The following is a 26,309-nucleotide window of genomic DNA, read 5'->3' on the forward strand; positions in this document are numbered from 1 at the left end:
GAAACAGGACGTGAGTCTGAAAAAAGAAGGCTGCTCCAGCCATTACGAGCCTGAAATCGAGAGTGCAGCCAGCTTGAGCGAAGGAGAAGTGCAGCTTCCCGTAAAACGCAAATCGTTGCCAACTTCCTCTACCTGCTGTAGTACGTCAAAGAAGTTACCTGATACCGTAATCTGATTGACCGCTCTGACCACTTGCCCTCGCTCAATCCAGTAGCCCAGACAAGCCAGCGAAAAATTACCGGACGCCGTATTCGTACCCGCATGCAGCCCTTGCAGCTCGACAATCATCAACCCGCGATCCGTCTTGCGAATCATGTCCTCCAACGTAGACGTGCCTGGAGCCACGTACAGATTATGATACGACACCCCAATTTTACCGTTATAGCTGCCTTTGGAAGCATGAGACGTACTCTGCACCCCAGCCTTGCGGGCTGTCTTGCGGTTATGGAAATACGTCCGTAGTTCGCCATCCTTGATAATCTCATTGCGGCGTGTCGCACTGCCTTCAGCATCAAACGTACTGCCTGCCGGAACATTCTCCATCAGCGGATCATCAATCAGTGTGATATGTTGGCTTGCCACCTTTTGTCCCAGTTTCCCAGCCAAGCGTGAAAAGCCTTTATCCACCGACTCCGCAGAAAATACCGACGTATACGCAGCCAGCAATTGCGCTGCTGCATCATGACGGAAAATGACCGGATAGTTATCCGATTGGATCGTGCGCGCCCCCAGCTTGGAAACAGCCTCTTTCACAGCTTTATGCGCCACATCCGCAATATCGATCTCCTCCACGCTCCGCAGCGAATAATCATGCCAGCCCCCGGTAACAGTCTCGCCATGTTCTGCTGCAATCACATACACATAAGCGGTCGCCAGACTTTTGCGACGATGGCAGTGTAGCCCTTTGGTATTCACAATCAGGACCTCATTCTCACGAATGCTGACCGAGCAATGCCGAGCCATCACAATCCGTGGGTCTGCGGCAAGCGCTGTACGCTCCATTTCCAGCGCCGCTTCGATCAGAATCTCAGGAACTGTGTCAGCAAGCGTAGAGGCATAAGCAGGCTGCTCAGGGTAGCTCTCAGAGCCTGCAAACAGCTCATCCTGATCCTCGCTCTCCAATATATCCGCGTTGCTGCGAGCTTCTTCCAATAAGAAGTCGATCACATCCGGTTCCAGCTTCTCCGTAGAGGCATAGCCCATTTTCCCGTTAATGACACCACGGAAGGAAAGTCCGCCATTCTCAACGATGGTATATTGGTCAATCTCTCCCTTCAGCACCTTTACCGAGGTAGAACGTCCATTTACATAGTAGATTTCCATATCCGCATAGCCCATTTCCCGGCCTTTGCCGAACAATGCCTCCTGAAATTGCTGAATATTCATCGCCTATTCCCCTTTCCGTCCACCGACGGTCATCTCGGATACACGAATCGTCGGTTGTCCACAGTTCACCGGAAGACTTCCACTAACCGAGCCGCACATGCCCTGACCATGATCCAGATTGTTGCCGACCATATCAATATTTTGCAGGGTTTCAATCCCTTTGCCGATCAGCGTTGCGCCTTTGACCGGCTCGGCAATTTTGCCGTTGCGAATCATGTAAGCCTCTTCGACTGCAAAATTGAAGTCGCTCGTCGAAGTATTCACCGAACCGCCGCCCAGCGATTTGGCATAGATTCCGTACTCCGTATTCGCAATGATCTCTTCACGGGTCGAATCCCCGTTCGCAATAAACGTATTGTTCATACGGGATGCAGGCGCGAATTTATAGGACTGTCTTCGTCCCGATCCTGTCGCAGGTACACCCATCTGGCGCGAGCCCATGCGGTCGATCAGATATCCTTTTAAAATACCGTTCTCGATCAGTACGTTGCGCTGTGTTGGCGCCCCTTCGTCATCGATATTGAGCGAACCCCATGCATTCGGAATCGTTCCATCATCTATAGCTGTAACGAGCGGTGAAGCCACCTGCTGCCCGATTTTATTCGCAAACACGGAAGTTCCATGCGCCACCGCTGTAGATTCCAGCCCGTGTCCACACGCCTCGTGAAAAAGGACGCCGCCGAAGCCATTCTCAATCACGACAGGCAGTCTACCACTAGGAGCATATCCCGCTTTGACCATCGTGGACGCAATCCGAGCGGCGTGTCTGGCATTTTCTTCGATATTCAGATTCTCCAGAAATTCAGTCCCAGCATACACTCCCGGCCCACGGAACCCGGACTGTCTATGCTCCCCATCAGTCGCAATCGCGCTTATTCTCATGCGTGTATACGTACGGGTATCCTCCACCAGTAGCCCGTTGCTATTGGCGATTAAGACGTTCTGGATCGAGTTGCTAATCCCAACAGAGGTTTGCGTGATGGAAGGATCGTATTGGCTTGCCGCCTCATGCGCCCGTCTCATCATGTCGATCTTGGCGCGTTTCTGCAAACCGTCAGGAATGATCGCAATCGGATGTTGGTTAGGAATCGCATGAGGATGGAGTGTAATGGTGTGTGTACCTGGTGCTCCACCGCCGCGAATAGCCTTGGCGGCCGATTTGGCCAGTCGGATCAGGCTCTGTTCGCTCATATCGCTGGTGTACGCATACACCGAAAAATGCTCCTTCATAATCCGAATGCCAATCCCAAAATCTCGGCCTGACAGCGCCGTATCCACGATGCCTCCAGTCATGCCCAGTTGCCCATTGGTGCGGTCCTCGACAAACACCTCTGCAAAATCCCCGCCCGTCTCCAGCGCGGCTTGCAGCATATCCTGAATCTGTGTTGGATGTATCATCACGTTCCTCCTCGTATTTGCCATGTTTCATATTGTACGTTTAAGTGATCAAGAACATATGCGGGTTCATGTTTATTTCCCATAACTTTACTATACATGATGTGGGAGTGGGTGTAACTATTTGGGCGTAGGGTGATTGCGGGGGAGTGAAGATTTATGGGCGGGGATGGAGGGATTGAAATGAAAAAACCTGATCAGACCTTGAAAGGTCATGTCAGGTTAGCTTGAGTTGCTTGATTACTAGTTGGATTGAGCAAGTACGTGCATGTGAGGCCGATACGTAGACGGATCATTCTTCCGATCGCTGTTGCCCCCAGATTTTTTTGATTATATTTTAGCGGTAAAAATCCGGGTTCAAAGGCGAACGCTCCGCTTCTTCAGAACGATTCCGTCCCCTCCGCTGCTATGCTTGGGTTTGCTTCATTTTGTTCGCCAAAATACTTTTTTTCAAACGAACCTTAAACAGTTCTCTTCGTAAATCCAGTTCCATGATATGAAGATGATCGGCCGCTTCTTTGACGGTTGCCATGTGCAGTACACTTGCCTTTTGAGAAATGATAGCTAGCGCATCCCAAATGAGCTTTGTGCATGTTTTAAGTCTCTCTATGTGTTCGTCTTCCTGCTGTACCAAGCTCTCGTATTCTTTAGCCGTATTTTCAGATGAGTTTGTATGTTCCATGCTCTTTAGTATCTTAGGTTGGGTATCCAAGTTATCATCTCCTTTTACTCAAAGTGTATCAAAGGATGATAACGGATATGGTACGTAGATACGTAGCAATTAGAAAATAATAGATAAGGTTATTATGACAATTTAGTGTGCAAGATAAAATAAGACCCTTTGACATTCCAAGATAAGGATTATATCAAACTTACAAGTTTTAAAAGTACAACTAAATGAATGGATATTTTTTCAATTCAAATCATTAGTCCCGTGAAATAAATTATCCTTCCTTTCACGCCAAATGGCTGTACCTTAAAAGAAATACCTTCTTCACAAAATGAGCTTCAATTGTAAAAAGAGCTGCCGAAACAGCTCAAGGGATACATCATAATCACAAGCATTATTTTACTTTTTTAAGATTCGTATCCATATTTCACTTTTGAAATTCGGTGAGGTTATATCCTTATTCTCATTCCACAAGATTTCCGGGCCTTCTATTTGTTCATAGTTTGAGGATGGAAACCATTCGGAATAAATACGTCCCCACACATCTTGTAGCGCATCAGGAAATGATCCGATTGCTTCGAATACTGCCCATGTTGAGGCAGCAACTTTAAGTTGTGTTAGGTTATCCGGACACTCCTTTGTTGTTGCAACGCCAATATAGTGATCAAGCTCCCCTTTTTCCTCCATTCTACCTTCAGAAAAGTTCGTGGATGCACTAAGCAACCCCATAGGCTCGATATTAGAAATTCTTTTAAGATTATTGATCGTTTCACCATCTAAACTTTCCCACATCGCAGCAATCTCTGGATTGACTCCGTTGAAAATAATGGGAACTCTTTTTTGGATACCAACGATGCGAAATGCCCCTTTTTCCTCAATTCGATAGTTCATTTCACTTCCCCCTTTAATTGATAACTGGAAAGCCATTCGTGGATATGCTTTAAGTGAACGGCCATTAATTCTGGCTTCAGACGGCGTTAAGCCATGTAAATTTTGAAAAGCTCTTGCAAAAGAATCTGGTGAATTGTACCCGTATTTAATCGCGATATCTATGACCTTTATGTTGCTATCTTTAAGCTCAAATGCTGCAAGAGTGAGGCGTCTGCGGCGGATGTATTCTGATAACGTAGCACCTGCAAGAAAAGAAAACATCCTTTTAAAATGAAATTCAGAGCAGTAAGCCAGCCTTGCTACCTCTTTAAAGTCAATTTCGTTAGTCAGGTTTTCTTCAATATACTTGATTGCTTCATTCATGCTCTTAAGCAAATCCACTATATGACCTCCTTCATCAATAGAATAACAGTAGTTGAATGTATCCATCCGATAATTCCTGCACGATTATGTAGGGTCTATTCTTATTCATAAATTTAGTGCGAAAACATATATAACAGAGCCTATTCACCATATGTATCAGTTTAACTTTCAAAATTTTCCTCGTAAAAAAACTTGATATCCTTAATTACATTTGAATCAGCATGTAGCCGATGAAACCATTGAGCTTCACATTCTGGCGTTTGAAGTACTTATCAGTAATAGATGGCTGCAAGCCCTTTTCCAGCAAGCGTTTGACTGTCACGGAATTTTAAATCTGAAGTATTTTAATTTGTAATGTAATGGTATTATAGGTAAAATTATGTTTATGTTGTGAGTAAGAAATGTTAGCACAGGGCAATTTCATTAAGGGGAACCTGTATAGCTAGCCCTCTAAACTGTAATTATTGGAGTAAAATATCTAGTGCAGTATAAATGAATGGAGGGTAATATTATATGAAGTTGTGTAAAAGTATTGTTTTATTTTCTTTGGCGGCCTTATTATTGTTTTCGTTAAACATGGGGAACGTAGATGCGAAAGCGACTGTCATTAAGGCACCAGTGATTCTTAAAATCAACCAATATTACATCTTATACACATCACCTGACGCGCCATACATCGACAAACAACAGCGCTTTATGATTCCATTACGTGCAGTAAGCGAGTTGCTTGGAGCGACAGTAAATTACGATGTGCCTAAAAAAACAGCCACAATTTCTTGGGATCACAAGAATATAGAAGTTACAATTAACTCTAACAATGTAACGTATAATGGAAAAAATACAAAAATTGATACTGTACCTGTTCTTAAACAAAAACAAGTTTTTATTCCTGCCAAGGTACTACTTGACGGCTTAAACATTAAGGGCAGCTGGGAGGATCAATTGTTAACGATTAAAGATAATAAATTCAAAAAAAGTAAAGTGATTTCCTATTTAGAGGGCGGCTACGATCCAAATACAATCCCCTTAAGCACGGACATAGATACCAATAAAATTCGCCCGCTATCTTATGAGCTAACCTTACCGGGAGATGGTAGCAGTTCAAAAATGGCAACATTATCTATAACCGCTCGAAATATATCTGGTAAGGATTTGAAATTAGGTAGCGAAGACCTTCGGCCCACTTTCATTACAGATATAAGCTACCAATACGATAAGCAGGATAGAGATCGACCTGCAGTGCAAGCAGGAGCAACTTTTACGCGTACCTGGAACAAAATAGATCTTTCGTCTACAAGTTCTTCCAACAATTTTCAATCCAACCCTCTTAAATATATTGTAGCTATCGGGAATACCAAAGATTAAATCAGGGGATCTAGAAGACCCTAGACATGTTTAGAACTATAGGAACATCAATTTCCAATAACTTCTCAAGCAAGGCATGCTGATATATTAAAATAAACGATTTTAAATCTATATAAAGGATTATTTAAGCAAAAGCGCCCATACTTTACTGGGCGCTACTTGTAGCCCTCTTTGCCTTTGAGAATTATTTTACGTAATAGAGAAGAACTTAAAGTTTAAACATAATGATGAAATCAGTGAATCTCACAATATGACAACACTACAGAACATGAGATAAGGAATATACTTCAGCTTTTATCGAATATAGCAAGATCATTGAATGAGATAAAAGCTTTTTATGATGGAAAATCTTGAAATAAAATGCTACACTTTCTAAAAATATTCAGCATCTCGCAATTAAGAGGGGCACGCCGCCCCTCTTTACTGTTTTCCCAGACATCTTCCAAGTTATTTGTCATTGTGCAATGCAGTGACAACCCTAGAGCCTTTGTTGAATGCAGGAACATATTCAAGTTGCTCTTAATCCCTTCTACCTCAATGCTTCTTATCTCGATATATCACTACCACGCACTCCACATGCCTTGAGTGTACAAAAATGATGACCCTAAGGCCTGGTCGCCCCTTGGCGGAAAATCTATCATTTTTTAGATCAGAGTCTTTATGTCTTTCTTTTTTTATTTTCTACTGAAAGTGTCCCTCCTGATCCATCTGCCCCAAGGCAGTCTTGGTTTTTCTGACTTTCTGACCATCCTGTCAAACATAAAACCAGTAAAATAATTTATTGCTCAACTACCCCAAAATCATCCACATAAACATATCCTGTACCAGAATTCTTGTAAGCATACACTGTTGCCCTGGTAGCGCCTGCTCCGGTTGTAAAGGGGATGTTTACCATTGTCCAGGTTGTACTGTCAGATGTTGCGGATGCATCCGTTCCTTCAAAGCCATTAACGCCAATCTGAATCCGCTCGCCTATGTCTGCCTTAACCCAAGCGGTACACATATAGCTGGTATTAGGACTTAGCCCCGTAAGTACCTGCTCGATACCATCTTCTCCGGGTCCCAATTTAACACTCTTAGAGCCGCTTCTTGGTACCGATACACTTGCAGCAGTATCTGAATATGTTGCTGCCCATGGTGAGATGATCCCTTTCTCGAAATCAGATTGCCTTACGTTATTAACATAAAGTAAGCTGACACTCTCAAAAACCGGGTCCGGAGGTGAAGAAAAATCATGCCCGGCAGTCCAGTCAGTTCCACCGAACTCATATGCTCCAATATCCGGTGCCGCACCAACATAATCATTCGTGATTCCAGATATTACAGCCCCTGCATTAATAGCTGGAGAAGTAGACTGCAACCTGAAATCATATGCTGGGGGATTCACAAATAACGGATTGGTTTCTGAGGTAATATTATTTCCCTCTATATGAGTACCAGGCAGTGTAAAGGCTGTAGTAAAGATATTGTTGAAAATTCTGTCGCCATACATATCTGACTGAAAATTACTTCCCCAATATCCTACATTTCCGTTACTGTAGGTGGTATTGTTATAAATCAGGTTAAAATTACTGGGTGTATTCAATCTTATCCCTGTATAGTTTCCCCATACAACATTATGATGCACAATATAGCCCTTGCTACCGTTATCCAGATAGATACCAGTGCCGGAATAATTCTTTGCCAGATTATCATGGATGTAATTATGATGAATTACCGTCCCTTGCCCATCCCAGGCAAATTCATAGAGTATTCCGCAGTCTTTTGTCAGCTTTCCTGCATTGTACAGATTATTATATTGTATCTGGCTGTTTTGGGTAGGCATAAATATCAGATGACGCCCAGCGTTATATACCGTATTATGACTGATTAGATGGTTTGCCCCCAATAGATAGATTGCCGGAATATCCGCTGCCGAATAATTTGCTTCATGAATAAGATTATTAATTACCTTATTTCCTGTTCCCTCTATACTCACCAGATTACCGGAACTGTAGGTCAAAGTACTGTCTCTAAGCTCATTATTGGTACCGGACATAAATATCCCTGTACTGTATTGTCTGGTAACATCCGAATCATGACTGACATATTCCGCAATCATATTAGAAACTTTACAGTAATTAGAATTAGACATTTTAATGCTGGAGGCAAAGATATTAATTCCGGTAATATTTATGTAAGAGTGGGAACTTAAATCAAATGCATAAGTCCGCTTCTTTGCTTCTACTGTCAAAGTATTCGGATCAACTCCACCAGGTGCCCATAAATAAAGTCTGCCAGTAATGCTGTCATAATACCATTCTCCCGCACTGTCAAGATCTTTAAGATTACCAGTAATATAATAGCTGTTACCGCCTGTCGCTGCAGTATCTATTTGATCAAAGGTAATGGAGCCGTCACTTGAGCTGGTAATGGTACTTTTATAAGATTTGTAGCCTGTTCCCGGAACACTCCAAACCGTTTTGCCAACCCAGTATCCAGGTGCCTGAGTTAAGTCTCCATCCTTGATGGTTGTAGTGGAACCGGAATCAACTGTTGCATATGTTGAATTTAAGGGATCAAGTGTTGATGAATTGGGCCATCTAGCTTCAAATTGCATTTGCTTATTAACAAATATCTGATTTTTTGTTCCAAGGGAACCCTTCATTTCCGCATAATAGATGGATCCGGAGTAATTTTTCCAGCCAGTAACCGGATCGGCACCGGATACCGTTACGTTCTCTCCTGTATAAGCCTCAAAGTTTATGGGATTTGCAGAAGTTCCGGAAGTATGAAGTGTTACTGTTTCCTGGTATGTACCACCTCGTATGATGCAGGTATCTCCGGCTGTCATGATATCTGCTGCCTTTTGTATGGTTTTCCATGGATTTGATAGTGTACCGGTCCCAGTGATGTCATTCCCCGTTGTAGAAACATAATATACGGAATTTGCCTTTACAGTTTCCACACCCAGATTAAAAGTAAATACATAAATCATCATAATTACAACTAAAAATCTAAAGCCTATTCTCTTATTCATAGCTTACCTCCTGGAATGAATTCTATTTTTAGATACGGCTTCTACGCCTGGGCTTAAGTTCACTGCTAGGTATGTTCTAATATAGAAATTTGTGTATATATAAGCCCTTAATTATTTAATCGACTTATACCGACTTAAAGTTTATGATTCTTTCGGCGAAGCTTCTCCTATACTGAACCCATCCAGCCATTTCATTGACCATGCATGGTATTATTTTCTTTTCGAAATGGGTGCATGAGCATCCAGAGATTAAAGTACGCTATCAAAATGATTTCATCCCTCTGATGGAAGAATCGCGTGAAAAGTATGAGACTTATCCGAAGCATGTAGTTCCTGAATTCGCATATATTAATTTCATTGAAAATGCAGGTGTGAACAACGAGAAGTTGATTGCCCAGGCACCTTACGCGGGCATGACAGATGATATTCGTGCGGGTAAGTTGCAAGCATAGTCAATCAAGACAAATTGAACTGAAAAGCCTGAGCCTGTGTCTCATAACGTAAGACAAATTAAAACACCTACCAACCTGGTCATACCCTGTCTACTTGACAGGGGTATGACCAGGTTGATAGGTGCCCAGCATCTTTTTTAATGTTCTCTATAACCATCTAATCTCCATTGGCTATTCTTCTTTCTCTTTTTCATCATGAAGCATCTTCTCTAATACAACATATACAAACTGTGCTCCGTACTTCATGCCCTGCCAGTACAAAGCTTCATTCTCCAATGCTTGCTTGTAATGATGCTTATCCTCCCATTCCGAGAATTCAAGTCTGTTCACAATATCGCATCAGGATCAATATTTACGCTAATTCCCAGTCGGTCAACAACCAGGTTCTGAATCGTACTTTTACCGCTTCCATTATTCCCCGCAAATACATACATCATTGGTATATGTTTATGCATGAGAACATCCGTATCCGCAACAGGAACAATGTCTCCATCGTTGTATTCTTTTACAATTTGGCCATCCGGCGTTTTATATACAATATAGGTATCGTTCGCTTTCGCATCCAACTTGGCGCGATCTCCTGTAAGTTTAATCAATTTCTCCAGATCTTTAAATTTATCCAAGGGGTTCACCTTCCCGCATCCGTATTTATTTAAAGTAATTGAACCACAGCAAGTTGATTGCACGTCACAGAAGGGAATAACCTTATTGCTTGAGGAATTCTTACAGGTAGCGTACAAAGAAAAGAACGCCAAACTAAGGACGCTCTCTTGAATACTCACATTTTCAGTTAAATACATCGGATGTGTCCAACCCCTTTAAATCAAAAAAAACCGAAACATTTATTTTGTTGTGCCATACCTTATTTCTATAAACTTTTCCCCAGCTCGTAAAGGACATAGGAAGCTACAATTAAGCACCTCTATATATCGACTCGACATAGCTTTACTACGGTCTCAACGTGTGTCGAGAGGATGGAACGGATTTACTTGAAATTAACGCGTTCCATTTTAAAAATAATAGTTCAATTTCCTTCTATTTCTTTTTCAGCTAAGCTAGCATGCTCTCGATAAGTCCCTTCCAGCTTAAAATGGATTTTTCTAATAATTTTATGGATGCTTGATTACACGCTGCAACCGTCGCGTAAATTTTATTCAACTCTAAATCCTTACGTTCAAACATTGTGCTTAAAAATAACTCAAGTAATACATTTGCATATCCTTGCTTCCTATGCCTTAAAGGCAAGTAGTATCCGATCTCGGCACTTTTATTCCGAGAATTATAGTCAAAAAGCTGTATCTTACCTATCCGTTTATTAGTGTTAGTTCTATCACATTTTCGAGTCTTTTCAATACATTCTCTTTATAATTGTTATATGGAGGAAGTTCGATTATGGGTCGGCAAGTATGTTGCTCTTTTTCGCTTTCAGTAAGACTCCAATCATATAAGTCTGGTAAGTAATCTTCAATATTCCCACTATTTAAAAGCACAAGTCCCCTTATCATTCTATCACTCCATTATTTTTAAATTTAGATTGTTTAGTTAGGTAGGGTATCATTTGGTTTTAAGTATCTGTTTTGGCAGCATGAAAAAGCATCGAAATAGCAAACCATGTGGCGTATTACCATATTCCTATATTAACTCATGTTATACTTCCCTCTCATCCTCCTACTTCCAAAAATAAACATAGTAAATCCCCCAACCAATGGGTCATTCTGTAAACTAAATCCTTCTTTTAACCGATAAATACATATGCTGGGTTGTTTATTAAATATCACCTCTCGTCCCTTTAAAGCGTACAAACCTTGTAATACATATCTATTTTGACTCACTGTTGTACTCATCTGAAGCTTCGATAATTCAGAAGCAAATGCAAGATGACGTGCTTCACTTGGAAATACCCATCGCATCTAGAAAGGAGTCATGAACTCACTTGAGCGTATTATCAGATGGGATCGGATATGAAAGCCTACGCTTTTATGGTCCCTTTCAGCCCCTACACATCGAACAACTTCAAATAACACGTACCATTAACGATCATGCCTACTTACATATCAGTGGGATGCTCTCAGAAGAACAGGGAGTAGCTTGTATTGGTCAAAATATGGATCAGGAGCCCATTGTGATTCGTCAGTTGAATGATCAGGGACAATCGCTGAGAAGGCTGTTTCATGGGATTGTTACACGTATGTCCGTACACTGTGTGCGAGGCCTGTATACGTTTGAACTAGAGGCCGCTTCCCATTCATACCAAATGGATATTAAGGTAAAAAAGCGTTCCTATCAAGATATTCACCGTACCTATGATGATCTGGTCACTGCGCTGGTTCGAAAGTATCAGTACGGAGATGCCATTGATACGGTAAGCAACCATGCCAAATTGGAGACATTTGTTTTACAATATGAGGAGACGGATTGGGCGTTTTTAAAACGCCTCGCTTCTCGCTTCGGCTCCGTACTTGTGCCAGAGGTAACCGCAGCCTCGCCCAAGGTTTTCTTCGGTATGCCAGAAGGCAAGCAGCATAAGGTGGAGCGGGATGTATTTTATCGAGTACGGAAAACGTTTCATGAGTTGGATGCGGAAAAGCCGGGAGAACGTGCTGGCTCGTATTTCACCTATATGATTGAAAGCCTGCAATACTATGCACTAGGCGACCTCATCACGTTACCTATCGGGCAAGGCAAAGAACTGGCCGTGGTTCGAGCCGTGACAACCCTGATAGATGGCTTACTGCGTACTCGCTATAATCTTCAGTCCGAACAGGATATCCGGTATGCTCGGTATGAAAACAATCAGGCCACCGGGGTTTCGCTGACAGGAACGGTGCTGAAGGTACAACAGGATTTCGTACAGCTACAACTGGATATTGACCCGAAGCAAGATCCTGCCAAAGCGTGCTGGTTTCCCATCGCCACCCGTTATGTCGCCGAAGAACATAGTGGCTGGTACGATATGCCCGAAATCGGGGAACAGGTGGAATTGTATCTGCCTACCCACCGCGAACAGGATGCCTATGTCACGGATTCGCTCCGACAACAACGCCACGCAAATGGGCAGCCAAATGTAAAGGTATGGCAACATGTGCAAGGTAGCAGCGTCGAAATGTCTGAGCATGAGCTAACCCTATCCACCTCCGGTGAATTTTCCATTACACTTCATGAAAGTAGCGGAATTACCATTGACAGTCCGGGGAATGTGCAGATTCAGGGTGGTCACGTGAAGCTCGATGCTAGGCAGGAACTTTCGCTCGAAGCTGGAACGGCGCTGTATCTGAAAGGCGGAGCCAGCAGCATGGTACTGGATGGTGAGACGGATACCAAAGCTCCAGTGATTTATCAGGAAGGAACGGTGAAAGCTCCTGTTTTCGTAGCTGACCTCCCTCCTGTGCCTGAGCCGCCACTCATGAGCATAAAAGCCTATGAAGCAGCCCAGTCAGCAGCCAAGGATTCATCTAGCAGCCAAGCCTCTACCCCTAAAGCAAAAGTCACAAGTCCAGCAGAGCTTAAACAGGCGAATGCCTTGATGGGTACGGTGTCCAAGCTATTAGGCTCCATTCCAGTGATGGGAAAAGTGGCTGGTGTTGTAGCGGGTGCGCTAAGTGGACCTGCGGGTGGTGTGATTCTGGGAGCAACCGCTATGATCCCCGTTCGGAGCAAAGGAACAAATCACGCTGTAGGTAGTGCTCCTAAAGGTGGTTTGCATCCACTGAAGCATCTGGCTAGTTTAGCGCTCCAAGGGCTAATAAGCCAATACGAGCATGAACGGGCTAAGGAAGCTTATTATAGCAAGTGGATTTTAGGCAAAGTGTATACGAGTGCACGTCACATAGCGCTTTCGGGTGGCCCACTGGAACTGGTCCAAAACCTGTTAAAAGAGTCAAATGCCATGGCTCATGCATATCAGCAGGTTCCTAAAAATATTCAGGAGAAATGGCTCCGGGATAATGAAGAAAAACAACGTATTCAAGCAGCACAAACACAGAAACATGAGAATTCTAGACTTGCATTATGGCGAGAAAGAAAAACTAGTGAATATACTTCATATTGGAATCAAACTGATTATTTTACAGCCAACTGGTGGCAGGATGAAAATAAGCTAAAACAAGCAGAGCAAGCACTGCGCACTGAAATTACAATGAAGCGCAAACTATCACTGTATGATATTAAAGATCCTAATAAATTGGCTGCCATCCAGCGTATCGTCAATGCAAAACGAACACACGTATGGGATGAAGGTACTCTCAATGCCATTGAAGATGGTTTGTTAGCGATGGGTGTGGACTCTACAAATGCTATTGAGTTGGACAAAGAGAAAATGGATGCACTCATTTCTCGATACAATCAAGGCTTCATCGGACAAAAATCTGGAGATTACATGGAAAGGACAGGCTTAAGCGATTTAGTCGAAGACACGACTTATGGGATTGTAACAGCTCGTATCGGTATGGGGAGTGCTGGAAGTTCTCCTGCCAGGTCCAGCCAGCCACCTTGCAGAAAATCCGCCTGCAAAACCCAATCCAAAGGGTGGTCCAGGTGTAAACAGGCCCATTGATGAGTTCAATGATTCGGCGATTTATAATGGGGCAAATTCAAGTAGACCTAAGGAGTCACCTAAACTACCGAATTCGAGCAAAAGTAAGCCTCCTGAGGATACTCTAAAAGCTTCTAATGTTGGTAGTATAGTCAAGAGTGGAAATAAAACGAAGTATACGAATTCGGCTGGTAATGAGTTAATTTGGGATGATCAACATCCGAAAAATATTAATCGCGATATTGATAATCTTTTAAACAGTAAAGACCCCGGAAAAGCTACTGAGGCAAAAGTAGCTTCTGCTGTTAGAGAAAATAAGGAAGTAACAGCATTTGCCCAGAAAATTCAAAGGGCAGATGGTAACCCGGCGGGCGATTTTGACGTAGTCACTAAGGATGAAATTATTGAAGTTAAGAAATCATTAAAAGCGGTTACAAATGTTGAACAGTTTGATAAATACGTTAATGTAAATCATGACGGCTATTTTAATCATAACCAGAAGAAAGTCATTTTATATATTGACAAGCCATTGACTAATTTACATCAGAACGATCTAATAAAATTGGAAATCATTAAATCTAAGGGTGTTACTATTGTAAACTCTATAGATGAACTCAAGGAGGTATTAAAGTAAGATGGGGACTCCGGCAGTTATTTTAACGAATAAAGAAAGATACTCTCCTGAGAAGTTGTTAGCAGATAGTATAGTTGCAGCCTTTCATTCGGATGCATCGCTCTATTTCTACAATAATAAAAATTACTCAAATGAGGGGAAGTTTTCATATACAACGCTGAATATTAATAATAGATCATTTGCGGAGAACAACGAATCTTCATTAATCTTTTATATTCATAGTATTAATAGTTCAAGTATTGATTTTTACTATCACGAAGATTTAGGATTAGATACAAATTTATTGCTGTGTCAAGTCGGTCATATTGAGGATATCTATGGTAATCAAGAATTGATATTCAATTTTATTTACGAATACCTTAAGCTAAATCCTGATGATTATTTTTGGATTGCAGATTATGATTGGGTTTACAGTTGGGAAGACATTCAAAAATTAAAATCATTACCGTATGATCAAGATTGGTGCTATAAGAATCCCAAAAACTAACTTATAAGTACAATGTGACAACAAGATCGTACAATGCAACTAAAAACCAGACATTAAAAAAGACATAAAATCAGTAAACTTTAAAAGGCTTATTTCGAATTGAATCTATGAGTAGGATGAGCTTTTTTTATACTCAAAATCAAAAGAAGACGAAATTAATGTCAAAACAGATATAGATAGCAAGCATGCAAAAAAAAGAAATATTGCTGACGTACTTACCGGATGGTATAAGGGAGGATTGGGAAGCCCAGAGCAGATTAGGTGGAGGAATATGACCTCACCGCATTAACTCTAGACTAGAGCGTACTGGAGGTTTGAGTAAAATGGACTTTAGGTTATCCATTGGCTCTGATTTGTCTAGAGAAGCCTTGGGGAAGTTGCTTTACAATATGATATGTGAAGTGTTAGTAATGGAAATAAATTTTTATGAAGTAGAAGTAAAAGATTGGTCTGATGCTCGACAAGTGAGTATTAGTTGTACTTATTTTTCTATAAGCATTAATTTAGATGACGAGGATGACTATTTAGAACGTTTTCGAGAAATGAATCTCGAAGATCACGGCGTAGATACAAATGTTCTTATTAGTATTCAATTTGTATCGCGTACTTTTGACATTGGATGGTTAAAGCTACTCGAAGTTATTGGAAAACTATTACGATTAAACGATCAAGATTTGGTTGTTGAAGATGATTCCTCATACCCACTATTAAAAAGAATTAAGGGGCGTTTATTTATCAATACTAATCTGGATGAATATCAAACCAGGTATATCACTAAAGAAAATCTAAAGCTACTGAATTATCCTTATTTAGAAGAAGATTTTTTTAAAGATAGCGGATATAAAAGGTAACTTTTTTCTGTGGAATCAGAGTATCCTAAATAACATTTTTCAATTACGTCGAACGAGTCGATTATGGTCAGATACTACCATGATTGACTTGTTCTTTTTACTTTCCTCTTGCCCCTAATGCCGTTTGGTAATATGAACAAGCTGGTGAGAACATTAGAGGATAGAGGGTTGAGGATAAAGGTGAAAGACGAGAGATCCCCAATGATGGCAGCTATTTAACTACAGATGGTGAAAATATAAAATCACCAATGCTAGATTAGTACACCTTTATAAGAAAGTGAGGTTATAGTGAAATGATACTTACTCTTGATATAAGTAATGAAGAATTTGATGGAATTATAGATGGTGATGGAGAATTTACACCGACTATTTTTTTGAATTTCCCAAGTGATATTAGAGGAATATACGAATTTGAACTCATAAATACAGTGATAGATATTTATAATTTTAAAGATCAAATACAAAATCAGGGACTTCATGTAAAAGATGATTCACTTTTTGTATTTGGAAAAATGAAAGTTCGAATTGAGGGGGTCAAAGGTGCGGATTTCAAACTAATTGAAGGTAACCTTCTTGCAGGACGTGAGCAATATTACAGTTGGCCCTATACAATTGATAGCGGTGATATTGTATGTAAATGTGGGGGGAAGTTATCTTTCCTAGAGGATTGCTACGTAGCATTAATGATTGTTACTGAAAGTAAGCCTAAAATAACATTAAAATTTAATATTGAGGAGACAGTTCCTTTTGATTTCATGAATAGCAATAGCATAGAGCAAGCAAATTTAAAAAAAGTAGAGTCTAAACACATGAAATCTCTTGGGAAGTTGTTTGATTTCAACTTTTTCCAAGAGTATTTTAGATCTGGGAGAAGAGCTATTAAGAGTGAGTAGTTCAAATGTTAAATAAAAGGATCATCTAATGGCTTATTCTGAAACAATGAGGAGGATGAGCCTTTTAATCTAATCCTGAGAGGAAGAAATATGTGATTGGAAAAATTATGCACCTAATAATAAACGCGTCTTTAGATAAAGATGATAGTGTTATAGTAGCTGCTCTAAAGTTATTAAAAAATGATTGCAATTTAGAAGAATTAGAGGGTGACTATTTTGCTCAACTTGTTAGTATGATTCCTCTGGTTAAAGAACAGAGTACAAAGGCACTTTTAATCGAAACAATTGTGGAATCTCCAGAATTCGTTAGCGACGATACGATGTTGGACGAATACGTGAAACTTATATCAGAAGGTGCGACTAACGTTAAGGAAGCTGCAAGATGTTTAGGTGCATTTACCGCCTCTGGCTCTACAAACAAACAGATATTCTTACAATTGGCCAATAAATTAAATAATAAATTTGCCGTTGAAATACTAGTTTCAATGGGACGCTCTAATTGGGGAGAAATCCCTCATTACCTAGAATCATTTACTCAAGAGGTTCAAAATGCACAAAGGATAAGATATCGTTCAGGAATAATTGCAGCCTTTTTATTAATTGTTCATCCTCTGTGTTCAGAATACGCTCATATCAGTTCGTTATCTTTTGGATATCCATTTATTGAAGCGGCTATGAATGATTGGACATGGGTAACCCCAAAAAATACAGAAAATATAGTACAAAAGAAAATAGTAACCTCAAAAGAAGCTGACGTATTGGTGAAATTAGGGAGATTATTGCGATATAATAAGGATTTGAATTCAAACGAAATTGCAAAGCTCTACACCGATTTTTTTGAAGATAAGAACCCATTTGATGTTATTTACACTCTACCAAAATAAAAACATAGCGCCAAAGAAGTCACTGCGAGAGTTGTTTTGTTTTGTATAGAACACGCTCCTATCTTTCCCCTAAAACAATGACTTGAGATCCCTCCACATCTTAACGTGTTTGATTTACAAGAGAAAGTGTTCGAAGAATACAGTGCTGGTAAAGCATAGGCACCAAAGCAGATAAGTAATGTTCATATTGATATTGAAGAATAGGAGAATAGGAGAATAATTAAATGCTTATAATAAAGGCTTTAACAAAGATGTATGAGGATTGGGGTGAAGATATAGACGATTTCTATATTACTTATAATGTAGATATCGGACCCAGTGAAATAAATGGAGCATCAGACATGTTTTCATTTGAACTAATAAGTCCTAAAAGGTTAGATAGAATGGCAGATCAAGGTGATATTATTATCGGGCATGGTCATTTTATAGCAAAGGACTTTAATGAAAATACACTTGAAGCAACATTAAACCGTATCATTAATAAATACACAGATGATGATATTAATAAGGCATACAAAAACCTATCTACATATTTTCGTCGGGAGATGGATGAATAATTAGAGATCTAGCTGATTTACATACACACAGTTAGCCCTATAGCAGATTTCACAAAAATAATGTCGTGATCACGATCACGGTTTAGACTGTAAATTTAAGTTAAAATATAAACAATTTTAAATTTATTTCAGCTGAAACCAAAGATACCGTGATCGATCACAAAGAAAAAACAAGGAAGTGTACAAAGATGAAAAGAACTGATTTACCTCTTGTCTATTCTTGTTCTGGATGTTCCTCCGCAGCACAAACCGCTAACATGATCGCTATACAAATGGACCGAGAAAAAGTCGCTGAAATGTCCTGCATTGCTGGTGTTGGTGGTGATGTCAAACCACTTGTCAGAACAGCAAAATCGGGACGTGACATCATTGCAATTGACGGCTGTCCCTTGTCCTGTTGCAAGAGTTGCTTAGCAAGGCATGAAGTTCAACCCAAACACTATTTCCTGCTGTCTGACTTTGACGTACCCAAGATCATAGGAGAAGATCCTAACCCTGATCATTATAGGAATGCTTACACACAAATCTTAGAACAAATTGGACAATAATTCTTAATCAAATTAAGGTGTGTATCGAAAGATGGCTCTCAATATGCACAATATCGTAAATTAGTTTTTACTGGTGGCTCCTAACATATCTTTAGGGGCCACCAGTATTTTTTTACTCCCAGTTTAATCATTGGATATAAAAATCCTAAAGAATTTGGGGTTCTAATTAGAGTCATTTTTCAAATTCTTAAGCAGCTCATTTGCAACATATGGCAAAGCGTTTTCGAACCCTTTTCTTTCTACAAGTGACTATACATTCTTTTTTAATACTTTTCAGATAACTAAGGTTCCCCCTCCTATATTCAAGCTCCCCCGCCTCCTTAGCTGCCTTGTAAAATTACTCGTCGTTACCATCCAAGCAACACAGCAACTATGTACCTGCGTACCAGCCTTGAGTTGGAGTACTATCTCATTCCCAACATCACGTTTCCAGCAGCTGCACTGAACGGCGATTATATAGCTCTCTTTGCCTTTGAGAATTACTTTACATAATAGCGAAGAGCCTAAAAATAAACATAATGATGAAATCGGTGAATATCACAAAATGACAACAGATGTTATATTATACTTTGTTGATATTAAGTAAAGGAGATGCTTATGATGAATCAAGAACCAAATCAGCAATTAGGTGAGATTATTGAGCGGTTCATACATTCATATATGGCAGAAAATAATAATATCCGATCTCAAAAAGTAATCAACACTGCAGATGAGGAAACAATAGCTCATTTAAGGAAAATTGGTTTTCCCAAAAAAGGAAGACCCGTAAAAGAAGTTGTCGATGAAATGAGGAAAAACGTTTATTCTCATCAAACTTTCATGCAACACCCTCGCTTTTTCGCCTTGGTTCCTAGTCCAATGTCTCTTTACTCTTGGTTAGGAGATATCATGACCAGTGCTTATAATACCCACGCCGGAAGCTGGATGCAGAGTTCGAGCGCAAGCCTTTTAGAGGGAGAAGTAATCCGGTGGATGTGTGACCAAGCAGGATATCCAGATACTGCCGGGGGTTTATTTCTGTCGGGCGGATCGCTGTCGAATTTGACCGCTTTAGCGGCTGCCCGCAATGCAAAGTTATCCGAGCAGGAATATGCCATTGGAACTGCTTATGTTTCAGATCAAACTCATTCATCGGTCGCCAAAGGGCTACGCATCCTCGGATTCCGTAGTGATCAAATCAGGAAGGTTCCAAGTGATAAAAATTTTCGTATGGATGTTTCAGCCTTAGAGAAAAAAATAATGGATGATCAGGCGGCTGGCATGAAACCTTTTGCGGTCATTGCCACGGCAGGCACAACCAATACAGGAAGCATTGACCCGCTAAACAAAATTGCTGACCTATGTGAAAAACATAATATTTGGTTACACGTGGATGGAGCTTACGGTGCGTCGATTTTGGCTTCTTCGAAATATAAGTCTCTTTTGAGCGGGATATCGCGTTCAGATAGTATCACCTGGGATGCACACAAATGGCTAATGCAGACCTATTCCTGTAGCGTGGTTTTAGCCAAAGATAAGCAGCAACTCAAAAACTGCTTCAGCACACGCCCAGAATATTTGAAGGATGCCGAGACTGATGAAGAACATATTAATTATTGGGATTTGGGTCCAGAGTTAACCCGGCCTGCTCGAAGTTTGAAACTATGGGTGACACTGCAAGCTTTGGGGACTGATGCTGTCGGTGAAGCCATAGAGCATGGAGTTCAACTCGCAGAATGGGCTGAAGATGAAATCAAAAAACATAATCATTGGGAAATTGTATGCCCCGCGCAATTAGCGATTGTTAATTTTCGATATGCACCACCTGGGCTATCCGACCAGGAATTAGATTCACTCAATAAAAGGATCTCCCAAGAAATGGTGACGAACGGGTACGCCACAGTGCTTACGACACAACTCAATGGAAAAACGGTTCTCAGAATCTGTGCCATTCACCCAGACACTACCGAAGATGAGATAAGGAATACAATTCAGCTTTTATCGAATATAGCAAGATCATTGAATGAGAAAAAAGCTCTTTTATGATGTTCAATTGTGAAAATGAAGTACTGCACTTTCTGTAAATAGATGAAAATGTTCAGCATCACACAAATAAGAGGGGCACGCCGCCCCTCTTTACTGTCTTTCCTGTACATCTTCAAAATTATTTGCCATTGTGTAATGCGGTAACAATGAACAGCATCAATCCTAAAACGTACGCACTCCACATGTGTCAAAGAAGGACAAACTATCACTGCTCCAAAGCAAACATGCGATCTTACGCAACCTATTTCAATTCACGGAGGGTGAAAAATGAAGCGAAAATATTTTTATAGCACGGCTGTAGTATCCTTTGCAGTTCTTGTGAGTGCTATATTTGGAACCTCTTCTTATAACGCTAATGCAACACCGATTAATCACTCTATTCATGTCAATGGAACCTCTTTGCTTAAAGTGAATGATTATGACGTTTTGTACTGCACACCGATTGGTCCCTACGTTAATGAAGAAAAACGTCTCATGGTTCCGCTTCGCTCTGTTGTCGAGCTTCTCGGCGTAAAAGTTGATTATAACGGTAAACTTCAGGAAGCAAAAATCAAGTGGAATTCAAATGAAATTGTGTTTCAAAAGGGAGCAAAAACATATAAACTGAACGATACTTTAGCACAGATGGACACTCAGCCCGAAGTGATTCAGGATGCCTTTGTCATTCCGCTTGGGGTATTGCTGAGAAGTATGAATATCCCGTTTGAGTACATGAACAACAAAGTGATTTTAAAAAATCCGGCCTTTGACCAAAGCAAGATTTTTCAAAAAGTAATAGAATTGGATCAAGGAAGATCCATTGTTGACACTCCTTCTGCACTGGATATTCAAAATTTCAAACTTGTGGAAGAGAAAAACTCAGCAAGCGAAACCAGAGGGATTATAACGGTGAGTGGATTAAATCGGACAGGCTCGGCGATTAAAGAAGGGAAAGAAGATTTGCACATCATCGGCTTCTTTAATCAAACGGTGGAAATGGATGCAGACTTCGCGTCTGTAGATATCCCAGATCGAAAACGTCCAAAAGTTAATCAGGAAGACCGCGTGTCTCAAAGTCTGTCGTATCTTAAAATAAATGACCCTTTGCAGTATATGCTAGCTGCCGGAAGAACATTAAAAACGAAGAATGAACGAAAATAGGAATATTGGAGAAATTTAAAATCAATACAAACGCTTGGTAATCGGCAGAGTATGCATACTTAAATCACATCTCCCCCATTGGGCCAGATTGGTTTCTATATTTAAAAGCAAAAACCCGCTCAAAGCGGGTTTCACGATCCAAGACTTAAAGAAGCTATTAGTTTGTTACCCATTCCCAAGCAATCAAGTATTATTTCTTAATGTCAACCTGTAATGTTCCATTGACTGTCGTTGTTTCTACTGTAGCTCCCAGAACTTCCGAAACAAATCTGAGAGGAACCATAACCCGATTTGGATATTCTGGCATAACGGGAGCATTCGGCATCATCTTTTCTTCATCGTTCACGTATGCAACTTTGCTACCACGGTTAATCGTACAATTGTACCATTATTTGATTTAATTGTAACTTCTTGTGTAGGTCTGTTCCACGAGACAGACTCTCCCAAACCCTTAGATATGAATTTAATAGGGACATATACGGTGTTTGTGGATTTCTCTCCAAATGGATCTAATGTCAAAACGCTGTTATTTACAGCAACTTCAACATTATAATTAAATTTAGATCCCGCATGCGCGCTCTCAACTGAGACAGAAGATACGAACACAAAGATAACAGCTAAAGGCAAAATTATACGTTTTAACATGGCTTATTGCCTCTCCCCATTTATCAACTAGACCCTCATTGAGAAGCTAAAACACCAAATGCATCCTGTATTCAATCTTTCCTTACTGACAGTGAACAGTAATCAACATGTGTCGAGACGATGTCTCGCTTAAGTTAAAAACACTTGCTTTGAAGAACAATACACGATACGGAAAACCTGACAAACAAATTCTCAAACCGACGTTCTAAGGAGATATTCATTTTTATCGAAAAATAAGCGTTTGATTAAGCAATAAATCATTTCTTTTTAAGTAATTACCATTAAAAGTAATAGGTATCGAAGTTCCATTGAAGTAATCTCTCTTATTGTCATGTTTTATAGCATGAATATGAAGATGCGGCTCACTGCTGTAACCTGAGTTTCCTACTTTCGCAATTTCTTGTCCAACCTTGACAAAATCATTTTTCTTAACTAACAGACTATTTTTCTTCAAGTGTAACAGCAAAATATTATATTCTTTGTGTTTGATGATAATCATATTTGTATTACTACGACCCAGGGAGTTTGGCACATTATCTTCTACTCCATCCACAACTTCGATAATTCTACCCTCAACCGGACTATATACTGAATCATTATAAATGGGATAGGATTTTAAAGATTCAGGATTATCAAATTTTCCTTTTCTTGAACCTAACGGGGTGAGCTTGGTTATATCCACCGCATATTTCAGAGTACGATGCGAAAAGTGATAGTTCATAGATGAACTCATTCCACCATTCACTACCTCGTAAGCCCCTCCTTTCAAAGGGAACGCTAAATCGACTGCATCTTCGTGTTTAGGAGTGGATGTAATGTATGAAATATTAAATAAAATACATATAAAAACTTGATATATCGCTAATAAACCATAAAGAGAAAGGAATATTCGTGTTTTTCTATTTAAGCCATTAAATTTAAAAGAGCGTAAAGTAACCATTTGACGGAATAAAGAACATCCAAACAATACGATGCAAACCGGACGTAAATAATAACTAATTTCTGTCCAATCATTTATGAATAAAATCATGAACGTATATGCACTTGTAAACAAAGTGTGAATATACCACGAAATACGATTTTTAAATGGAAAGTAAGCCATAATCCAATAAAGTATAAGTGGAATCAGCAGCATTTTTACAAAATAAAAAAACATTCAATTTCTTCCTTTATCATATGATAATTTTTTACTTACCTCTTTTTGAAATTCAGTATCCGTTAATAATTTATGAAAAAATAAATCCAGCTTCTGCTTGAGCCAAATGTGATCCACCCCAGAATCATCTTGAATAAACATGGCTAGTTGAATGTCATTTCCTTCCCGATCCGTACAATATAAAGCCTCTGTTAGGACAGAAATGGTAGACCCACCTTTGTTTCCGAACTCTATTAGCTTGGAGTTATCCACCTGTCGCTGAATTAGCATTTTTAGATATGGATTTAAAGTAGAAGGAACCAACTCCTCCTTGTGTATAAGCTTCATGAGGTAAGCATATTCTTTAGTCGTTGAACGAGGAAGCTTGCGCGATTCCAGCACTTGAAGCCTTCGTGCATAATTCTGCTTGGTGTTCCATTTCTGAATACATCCTAACCCCTTATCACTATTTAGTATCTGGTGAATTTCAATGGATTTTTCCATGTATTCTTTGTAGGTCATTTCACTTATTTTTTGTATCGATTCTTTAAATCCTATTTTATCTACTTCTTGGATATAAGAAGACATTAAACCCGCAGATGAAAAAGGAAAAATTTTATCATGTAACGAAAGTGAGAGTTTATTTATATTTTCATTTATCTCATCTAATCCCATTTTATCCATCAGAAATTCTGTATTGGCATTAGAACTGTAAGCTAACATACCGTGAGCAATTTCAAATAATGTAATTTTTCCTTGAACCTCTTTATGATTTGACTTAATCCATTTGATCCAGCTATTATGAGCGTTGCCATCAGAACCAGGAATATAAAATTTATTTAATTCCTCTAAATCCACAAGTTCATGTTCATCTAACAGCTTTGCCGCTACTTGGCGAGCAAACTCAATAGCGATGATCACTTTCGCAGTGCTGGCAAGCGGCATTTTAACTTCTGAGTTGTAGCTGATTTTCTCCATACCATTTTTGATCATATACAAAGAAGCTTTACTCGGATTTTCCTTCAAAAAGCTTAGAACATCTATTTCTGTTTTCTTATTATTTTGGCGCTTCGCAATGAGCAAAAACAGGATACATATGAAAACAAATATTAAAGTTATAGCTACTAACAATAAGATTATTTGCATACTTTGCTCCTTAATGGTGAAGTTCACATAAATCGTCACAGTTCCCTACAGGAATCACTTTTCTTTTAGAAGCTATATAATCATACAAATAACCGCCTATACCCATTTTTTTGAAAATGATTATAAAGGGAACCGCCCACCATAGATACGGTATTCTTGTACAAATTTGTGCAATAGAGTCAATTCCGCGGTGTATTCTACTGGGATCATTCAGTGAGAAGCTATGCATTCGCCTTTGTAATTCATCAACATCTAATTTGTATGCTTGAACCAATGAAGAATTCCGAAAACTAACAAGCCGTAGCATTCTAAAATAATCCAGCTTGTACAAATAGTCTTTTATATTTGTACAGACAGGACACCAACCATCATAGAAAACCAGAATTTGTTTGTGTTGAAAGCTTACATATCCTAATCTTCTTGTTTTTCTTCGAATTGTAATTGTTATTTTCCGGAAACTGATCTTTATAAAATGGTATAACTTTTTATATTCTTGATCCGTAAACAACAATAATTCCATAACAATCATAATTAACGAAAATGTCAGCAAACCCATTCCTATAGCAATACCTATATGAAACAATATCATGGCAATAACTACAAACGGTTTAAGCCTCTTATTAATCACAGCAAAAGGGAATGCAATTTTAATAATTATAGATAAATAAGTGAATAGAATGGTGAGTCCAACATAATGGTTAACCATATAATCCAAAATAGGTCTGCTAAACTCTCTCACTTGAGATATATAATAAAGTGCTGTTCCGTTTTGCCACATTTCGCCCATAAGCTGGTACATTCCTGAGAAAAAATAAACAATACACAGTTGTATAATACAAAAAAGTACTGCAAAATTGTGGATTATCACGGATAACTTATAGAGTAAAGAGTCTTTCGAGTCTTTTCCACGTGAGTTGTTCATTTTAGAATCCAAAGAGAAATAGGCAGTGTTATTGGTGAACAACAGAAAAAACATATTCACTATAAGTAAGTTGTCTCCTCCGTCACTAATATGAAAAGAGCGAACATACAATGAATAAAAAAATAAGTAGGCTAGAATTGAAAAAAGACGGCCTTTATATCCTATTAAATAAAAAATAGTAACTATAATTCCTAGGTGATAGATAAAGTCAAAAAATAAAGCTGATGAATTCAAATTATATAAAGACCATGTTAATGACTTGTACCCAGTAGAATAAATATTAATTCCAGATTCGTGCCAAAAAAAGTATCTTTGTTTATAATGAATAAAATAATTGAAAAGTAATATCAACCCAATACATATCCGAAGG

General features: G+C 39.5%; 23 protein-coding genes and 2 pseudogenes. 12 read left to right on the forward strand and 13 right to left on the reverse strand.

Features of this window, described 5'->3' with window-relative positions; genetic code table 11:
• Window positions 1-42: 42 nt before the first annotated feature.
• From PPM_RS19065 to PPM_RS19080, 4 genes are all read right to left on the reverse strand, one after another.
• Entirely contained in the window at window positions 43-1,386 is a 1,344-nt protein-coding gene (locus PPM_RS19065; RefSeq protein WP_013372429.1) for a TldD/PmbA family protein, read from the reverse strand.
• A gap of 3 nt (window positions 1,387-1,389) precedes the next feature.
• Window positions 1,390-2,784: a TldD/PmbA family protein gene (locus PPM_RS19070; protein ID WP_013372430.1), complete on the reverse strand. Its 1,395-nt coding sequence runs from the start codon at window positions 2,782-2,784 to the stop codon at window positions 1,390-1,392.
• Window positions 2,785-3,187: 403 nt separating this feature from the next.
• Window positions 3,188-3,493: a hypothetical protein gene (locus PPM_RS19075; RefSeq protein ID WP_013372431.1), complete on the reverse strand. Its 306-nt coding sequence runs from the start codon at window positions 3,491-3,493 to the stop codon at window positions 3,188-3,190.
• Window positions 3,494-3,850: 357 nt separating this feature from the next.
• Window positions 3,851-4,723, reverse strand: a complete 873-nt coding sequence (locus PPM_RS19080) for an AraC family transcriptional regulator (protein ID WP_013372432.1) — start codon at window positions 4,721-4,723, stop codon at window positions 3,851-3,853.
• Window positions 4,724-5,218: 495 nt separating this feature from the next.
• On the opposite strand from PPM_RS19080, the gene PPM_RS19085 reads away from it, so the two are divergent.
• On the forward strand, window positions 5,219-6,070 hold the full coding sequence (locus tag PPM_RS19085; RefSeq protein ID WP_013372434.1) for a copper amine oxidase N-terminal domain-containing protein: 852 nt from the start codon (window positions 5,219-5,221) through the stop codon (window positions 6,068-6,070).
• Window positions 6,071-6,848: 778 nt separating this feature from the next.
• Here the strand turns inward: PPM_RS19085 and PPM_RS19090 are convergent.
• Entirely contained in the window at window positions 6,849-9,089 is a 2,241-nt protein-coding gene (locus PPM_RS19090; protein ID WP_013372435.1) for a right-handed parallel beta-helix repeat-containing protein, read from the reverse strand.
• Between the two features lie 200 nt (window positions 9,090-9,289).
• Between PPM_RS19090 and PPM_RS19095 the strand changes: the two are divergent.
• Window positions 9,290-9,541 (forward strand): annotated as a pseudogene (locus PPM_RS19095) (phenolic acid decarboxylase); the annotation flags it as partial.
• 171 nt (window positions 9,542-9,712) lie between these two features.
• On the opposite strand, the gene PPM_RS29440 reads toward PPM_RS19095, so the two are convergent.
• The 3 genes from PPM_RS29440 to PPM_RS30665 all read right to left on the reverse strand — a co-directional run bounded on the left by PPM_RS29440 (window position 9,713) and on the right by PPM_RS30665 (window position 10,894).
• Complete coding sequence (locus PPM_RS29440; protein WP_013372437.1) at window positions 9,713-9,871, reverse strand: hypothetical protein; 159 nt, start codon at window positions 9,869-9,871, stop codon at window positions 9,713-9,715.
• Window positions 9,868-10,164, reverse strand: coding sequence for a hypothetical protein (locus PPM_RS30220; protein WP_013372438.1), 297 nt, complete (start codon window positions 10,162-10,164; stop codon window positions 9,868-9,870). Before PPM_RS30220 ends, PPM_RS29440 begins: the two co-directional genes overlap by 4 nt.
• Before the next feature lie 427 nt (window positions 10,165-10,591).
• Window positions 10,592-10,894, reverse strand: coding sequence for a GNAT family N-acetyltransferase (locus PPM_RS30665; protein WP_080567877.1), 303 nt, complete (start codon window positions 10,892-10,894; stop codon window positions 10,592-10,594).
• A 580-nt stretch (window positions 10,895-11,474) separates the two neighbouring features.
• Here PPM_RS30665 and PPM_RS19110 point away from each other — a divergent pair.
• The 8 genes from PPM_RS19110 to PPM_RS19145 all read left to right on the forward strand — a co-directional run bounded on the left by PPM_RS19110 (window position 11,475) and on the right by PPM_RS19145 (window position 18,926).
• Window positions 11,475-14,093, forward strand: coding sequence for a contractile injection system protein, VgrG/Pvc8 family (locus tag PPM_RS19110; RefSeq protein ID WP_016324623.1), 2,619 nt, complete (start codon window positions 11,475-11,477; stop codon window positions 14,091-14,093).
• Complete coding sequence (locus PPM_RS30225; RefSeq protein ID WP_016324624.1) at window positions 13,993-14,706, forward strand: hypothetical protein; 714 nt, start codon at window positions 13,993-13,995, stop codon at window positions 14,704-14,706. Before PPM_RS19110 ends, PPM_RS30225 begins: the two co-directional genes overlap by 101 nt.
• A 1-nt stretch (window position 14,707) precedes the next feature.
• Entirely contained in the window at window positions 14,708-15,193 is a 486-nt protein-coding gene (locus tag PPM_RS19120; protein WP_013372442.1) for a hypothetical protein, read from the forward strand.
• Between the two features lie 323 nt (window positions 15,194-15,516).
• Window positions 15,517-16,044 (forward strand): hypothetical protein, encoded by a 528-nt coding sequence (locus PPM_RS19125; protein WP_013372443.1) that lies wholly within the window; start codon window positions 15,517-15,519, stop codon window positions 16,042-16,044.
• Between the two features lie 293 nt (window positions 16,045-16,337).
• Entirely contained in the window at window positions 16,338-16,937 is a 600-nt protein-coding gene (locus tag PPM_RS19130) for a hypothetical protein (protein ID WP_013372444.1), read from the forward strand.
• 92 nt (window positions 16,938-17,029) lie between these two features.
• A complete protein-coding gene (locus tag PPM_RS19135; RefSeq protein ID WP_013372445.1) occupies window positions 17,030-17,821 on the forward strand; it encodes a hypothetical protein in 792 nt (263 codons plus the stop codon).
• Between the two features lie 224 nt (window positions 17,822-18,045).
• Window positions 18,046-18,378, forward strand: a complete 333-nt coding sequence (locus PPM_RS19140; RefSeq protein WP_013372446.1) for an Imm8 family immunity protein — start codon at window positions 18,046-18,048, stop codon at window positions 18,376-18,378.
• A gap of 188 nt (window positions 18,379-18,566) precedes the next feature.
• A complete protein-coding gene (locus PPM_RS19145; protein WP_013372447.1) occupies window positions 18,567-18,926 on the forward strand; it encodes a putative zinc-binding protein in 360 nt (119 codons plus the stop codon).
• A gap of 273 nt (window positions 18,927-19,199) precedes the next feature.
• Here the strand turns inward: PPM_RS19145 and PPM_RS30530 are convergent, their stop codons facing one another.
• Window positions 19,200-19,454, reverse strand: coding sequence for a restriction endonuclease (locus tag PPM_RS30530; protein WP_080567878.1), 255 nt, complete (start codon window positions 19,452-19,454; stop codon window positions 19,200-19,202).
• A gap of 69 nt (window positions 19,455-19,523) precedes the next feature.
• Here PPM_RS30530 and PPM_RS19150 point away from each other — a divergent pair, with 69 nt between their 5' ends.
• Complete coding sequence (locus PPM_RS19150) at window positions 19,524-20,951, forward strand: pyridoxal phosphate-dependent decarboxylase family protein (RefSeq protein WP_013372449.1); 1,428 nt, start codon at window positions 19,524-19,526, stop codon at window positions 20,949-20,951.
• A 267-nt stretch (window positions 20,952-21,218) separates the two neighbouring features.
• Window positions 21,219-22,091 (forward strand): copper amine oxidase N-terminal domain-containing protein, encoded by an 873-nt coding sequence (locus PPM_RS19155; RefSeq protein WP_013372450.1) that lies wholly within the window; start codon window positions 21,219-21,221, stop codon window positions 22,089-22,091.
• 190 nt (window positions 22,092-22,281) lie between these two features.
• On the opposite strand, the pseudogene PPM_RS19160 reads toward PPM_RS19155, so the two are convergent.
• From PPM_RS19160 to PPM_RS30670, 4 genes and pseudogenes are all read right to left on the reverse strand, one after another.
• A pseudogene (locus PPM_RS19160) lies at window positions 22,282-22,736 on the reverse strand (copper amine oxidase N-terminal domain-containing protein).
• Between the two features lie 223 nt (window positions 22,737-22,959).
• Window positions 22,960-23,892 (reverse strand): M23 family metallopeptidase, encoded by a 933-nt coding sequence (locus PPM_RS19165; RefSeq protein WP_013372453.1) that lies wholly within the window; start codon window positions 23,890-23,892, stop codon window positions 22,960-22,962.
• Window positions 23,893-25,017, reverse strand: coding sequence for a serine hydrolase (locus tag PPM_RS19170; RefSeq protein ID WP_013372454.1), 1,125 nt, complete (start codon window positions 25,015-25,017; stop codon window positions 23,893-23,895).
• Window positions 25,018-25,027: 10 nt separating this feature from the next.
• A complete protein-coding gene (locus PPM_RS30670; RefSeq protein ID WP_412534808.1) occupies window positions 25,028-25,804 on the reverse strand; it encodes a DCC1-like thiol-disulfide oxidoreductase family protein in 777 nt (258 codons plus the stop codon).
• Window positions 25,805-26,309: the final 505 nt, after the last annotated feature.

Origin of the sequence: Paenibacillus polymyxa M1 (assembly GCF_000237325.1) — a bacterium.
GTDB lineage: Bacteria > Bacillota > Bacilli > Paenibacillales > Paenibacillaceae > Paenibacillus > Paenibacillus polymyxa_C.